The organism is Flavobacteriales bacterium (assembly GCA_013001705.1).
Taxonomy (GTDB): domain Bacteria; phylum Bacteroidota; class Bacteroidia; order Flavobacteriales_D; family JABDKJ01; genus JABDLZ01.
This window is the reverse complement of the sequence record JABDLZ010000185.1, coordinates 1-4,496: the sequence shown is the minus strand read 5'-3', so window position 1 is coordinate 4,496 and position 4,496 is coordinate 1. Positions and strand designations below refer to the sequence as shown.

5 protein-coding genes are annotated in these 4,496 nt (G+C 50.2%); all 5 read right to left on the bottom strand.

The window, feature by feature from the left end; all coding sequences use genetic code 11:
• Nucleotides 1-165, bottom strand: a 165-nt coding sequence (locus HKN79_07610) for an ABC transporter permease (protein ID NNC83427.1), incomplete at its 3' end; no start/stop codon positions are given.
• Nucleotides 158-1,108: an ABC transporter ATP-binding protein gene (locus HKN79_07605; protein ID NNC83426.1), complete on the bottom strand. Its 951-nt coding sequence runs from the start codon at nucleotides 1,106-1,108 to the stop codon at nucleotides 158-160. The genes HKN79_07605 and HKN79_07610, both read right to left, overlap by 8 nt.
• 75 nt (nucleotides 1,109-1,183) lie before the next feature.
• The gene (locus HKN79_07600) at nucleotides 1,184-2,152 is read right to left on the bottom strand and encodes a polyprenyl synthetase family protein (GenBank protein NNC83425.1); all 969 of its coding nucleotides are present in this window, start codon (nucleotides 2,150-2,152) and stop codon (nucleotides 1,184-1,186) included.
• Entirely contained in the window at nucleotides 2,152-3,012 is an 861-nt protein-coding gene (rfbA, locus tag HKN79_07595) for a glucose-1-phosphate thymidylyltransferase RfbA (protein NNC83424.1), read from the bottom strand. Before rfbA ends, HKN79_07600 begins: the two co-directional genes overlap by 1 nt.
• A gap of 26 nt (nucleotides 3,013-3,038) precedes the next feature.
• Nucleotides 3,039-4,496: MMPL family transporter (locus HKN79_07590; protein NNC83423.1), on the bottom strand; the 1,458-nt coding region annotated here is incomplete at its 5' end.

Sequence of the window (4,496 nt, the reverse complement as noted above, 5' to 3'; positions counted from 1 at the left end):
GGTCAATACCACATCGAACTCTCGAGAATCATCCAGGCTCAAGTAAAAGGCTCCTCCGATGAAGCCCACGAAGAGCAAAGGCCCAAGAATGGTCATGATGATGAAGGACTTCTTTTTGACGCGTGTCAGGTACTCCCGTTGTATGATCAACCAGACCTTATGCATGCTCCTCCTCCTTTTCGTTGACCACCTGGATGAAGATGTCATTCATACTGGGGATGACCTCACTGATCTCATTGATCTGCGCGTGTGGCATGACGGCCTGTAGTAGGTCATTGACCGTATTGTCTCCCAGCAATCGGATTCGGGCACGTATCATCCCTCCGTCCAGATCCTCTCTATCCACCAATTCGAAACCCGTCCAAAGCGCATTGGTAAATCCGAGCATCTGACCCTTGAAAAAGACATCGTAGACATGCTCTTTGAATCGCTGCTTGACTTCTTGCACCTGCCCTTCCAAGACCACCCGGCCCCGGTCGATCAGTGCCATATCATCACAGATCTCCTCTACTGATGCCATGTTATGGGTAGAGAGCATGATGGTGGCGCCTTCATCGCGCAATCGGAGTATCTCGGATTTGACCAGATTAGTATTGATAGGATCGAAGCCGGAAAAAGGCTCATCCAGGATAAGGATCTCCGGTTCGTGAAGTACCGTAGTGATGAACTGCACTTTCTGAGCCATCCCTTTTGAAAGGTCCTCTACGCTCTTGGACCACCAAGCTAGCAGATCGAATCGCTCGAACCAGTATCGCAGTTTCTTGCGCGCTTCGTAGGCACTCAGCCCTTTTAATCGAGCCAGATAGATGGCCTGCTCTCCGACTTTCATCTTCTTGTACAGCCCGCGTTCTTCTGGTAGGTATCCTATCACGGAGATATCGTCCCGTGTGATCGGCCTACCGTTTAGGAGGACACGTCCTTCATCCGGACCTGTGATCTGATTGATGATACGAATCAGAGAAGTCTTTCCTGCTCCATTGGGACCGAGAAGGCCGAAAATGCTTTTCTCAGGCACAGAGATGCTCACTCCATCCAGGGCTCGGTGCTCTCTGTAGCGTTTGTGGATATGCTCGGCTTGAAGCTTCAATTCGAGAACGAATCTATCAATTGCCGGGCCTTGTACTGAACTGATTTACAAACGGTCGACTTGTGATAGTTTCTCCAGATGCGGAGGATGGATGGCTCAGGAGATGCGCTGAAGTTGATGATCAGCTAGGGATTTGAATTCCGCTTTCCAATGATCATCCAGTCCTACTCTCTCGAGAGATCGCATGGCCTTCTCCACATAACGTTCTTGAACCTGGCGCACCTGATCGAGAGCACCGGAAGAATCCATGATCCCCTTCACCTCTTCTACCTTCTGAGTACTCTGATCAGTGGTCGAGTATAGATCACGTAGGCGCTGAGCAGAAGCAGGATCGGCCGAGTCCAATGCTCTGAGATATAGGAGTGTCTTCTTGTTCTGAAGAATATCCCCTCCGACACGTTTACCCACGGCCGCCTGCTCTCCAAAAGCATCCAGTATGTCATCTTGGATCTGGAAGGCCACGCCTATATTCTGTCCGAAATCATAGAAGGCCTTGACCTGTCCGCTATCAGCCTTGGTAGATAGAGCGCCTATGGCAGCAGCTGCTCCTATGAGCACGGAGGTCTTCAATCGAATCATCTCCAAGTACTCTTCTTCCTGCACCTCATCACGTTGTTCGAATTCCATATCCACCTGTTGGCCGATACATACCTCCTTGGCGGTCGCAGTGAATAGTTGGTGCACTTCTTTGAGACGCTGTACATCCGAACGCAGGACCAGATCATAACTCATGGCGAACATGATATCCCCAGAGAGGATCGCCTGATCCCGATTCCATCGTACATGCACAGCAGGCCGACCTCTGCGGGAGTCGGCTTCATCCATGATATCATCGTGCAGAAGTGTGAAATTGTGGAAGACCTCGATGGCTGCAGCCAAAGGCACAGCTCGATTTAAGTCGGCTCCTAGTGAATCGGCTGCGGCAAGAACCAGAGCAGGCCGTAGACGCTTCCCACCTAACTCGAGTATGTATCGCACGGGTTCGTAGATGGCTCCTTGGTGTTCTGCAAGGAAGGTGTCGATGTAGCTTTCGATCTGTGGTCGGTAGCTCAGGATCTTTTCCATCAAGGAAGGATATTCATCAGATACTCACCGTAGCCGCTTTTTACCAATGGTTCGGCCAGTTTCTGCAATTGCTCCGCATCGATATAGCCCATCCTGTAGGCTAGTTCTTCAATACATCCGATCTTCTGTCCTTGTCGTTCTTCGATCACCTGCACATACTGGCCGGCTTGCATGAGACTGGCAAAAGTCCCAGTATCCAGCCAAGCTGTCCCTCTATTCATGACTGCCACCTTGAGTTTACCTCGCTTCAGATACTCCTTGTTGACATCGGTGATCTCTAATTCCCCTCTATAGCTGGGCTTGATATTGCGTGCGATATCCACTACGTCATTGTCGTAGAAGTACAGGCCCGGAACGGCATAATTGGATTTCGGTTCTTTCGGCTTCTCCTCGATAGAGATGGCATTTCTATCCTTATCGAACTCCACGACCCCATAGCGTTCTGGATCTGAAACGTGATAGGCATAGATGACTCCTCCATCGGGATCATTGTTGGCCCGTAAGGTGTTCCCTAGACCTGACCCATAGAAGATATTATCTCCCAGTATCAGCGAGGCTTTATCCCGTCCGATGAAATCCGCCCCGATGGTGAATGCCTGAGCCAGTCCTTTGGGCTCCGGTTGCTCGGCATAACTGAAAGAGCAGCCTAGGTGAGAACCATCGCCAAGTAGACGCTGGAAACTAGGAAGGTCTTTGGGTGTGGAGATGATCAATACATCCTTGATGCCTGAGACCATGAGAGTGCTCAGGGGATAGTATACCATGGGTTTGTCATAGACCGGCATCAATTGCTTGCTCACTACCAGTGTCAGTGGGTGCAATCGGGTACCGGAGCCACCTGCGAGAATAATTCCTTTCATCGTAAAAGATCTTGGGCAAATCTAGTTCAATCCTCTCGCCTGATCTCCAAGGCTTCGAGGTCTATATCCGTCTCTTCATCCAGGATCTCGAACAAGGGTTCTCTGAATGTCCTGATCATCATGAGTTTTTCAAAAGACAGCAACAGACTTGGGAGTACGACCAAGTTGCTGAGCATGGCCACCAAGAGGGTGAAAGAAGCAAGAATTCCAATGGCCTGAGAACCTCCGAATTTGGAAGAGATGAAGATGCTGAATCCGAAAAAGAGCACGATGGAGGTGTAGATCATACTCACTCCGGTCTCCTTGACCGCATTGATCACGGCTGTACGCATATTCCTACCCGGGATGCTCAGCTCTTGACGGTACTTGGCCAAGAAGTGTATGGTATCATCGACCGATATCCCGAAGGCAATACTGAATACAAGGATGGTGGACGGTTTGATCGGTACCCCGGTATAGCCCATCAACGCAGCCGTGCATAATAATGGGATCATGTTTGGAAAGAGAGAGATCAGGACCATACGCAGTGATCCGAAGAGGAAATACATGATCATCCCGATGACCATGATCGCCAAGGCCAGACTGACCAAGAGATTCTTGACCAGATAGCGCGTCCCTTTGAGGAATACGATACTCGTACCGGTGAGCGTGACCGAGAATCTATCGGTGGGGAAAATCTCCTCGATACGTGGTCTCAGGTCATTGACGATCTCCTCCATTCGATCTGTCCCTATGTCGGCCATCTGGGCAGAAATGCGTGTGATCTGTTTGGTGGAATCCATGAACAGACCGGCCACCCCATCGCCTCCGGAACCCGAACTCAGATAGGGGCTGATGAAGCCTTTCTCAGAGCCTCTGATGAGACTGTACTTGGAAGGGGCGCCATTGTAGAAGGACTGTTTGGCAAATTTCACCGCATCGGCTATCGAAAGGCTTTTGGAGAACTCGGGATAGTCTTTGAGGACCTCTTGGAGCTTCTCTACCTTCTTGATGTTCTTATCCTTGGTGGCCTGCCCTTTTCTACCCAGATCGACCAAGACCTCGAAAGGCATCACTCCATGGAAATTATCCTCGAAGAAGTGCAGGTCTTGAATGATACGATCGCCTTGCGGTAGGTCATCTACGATATTGCCCGTAGTACGCATAATGGTCACCCCATAGACCCCGAGTATCAGTACGATCCCTGTTACGATATAGACCGCTACTCTGCGTTTCCTCACCCAATGAACGAGTATGCTCACCACGGTATCGAGCCATCTACGTTGCAGGTGTTTGAGATGCCGGGTCTTGGGTTCAGGGAGATAGGAGAACACGATAGGGATGATGAACAAAGAGAGCAGGAATATCCCAATGATATTGAGTGAGGCTACCACACCGAACTGACGCAGCAGGTCGCTTTCTGTGAATATGAAGGTGGCAAAGCCGAGTGCTGTGGTCGCATTGGTCAAAAAGGTGGCATTTCCGATCTTGGCTATCACCCGTAC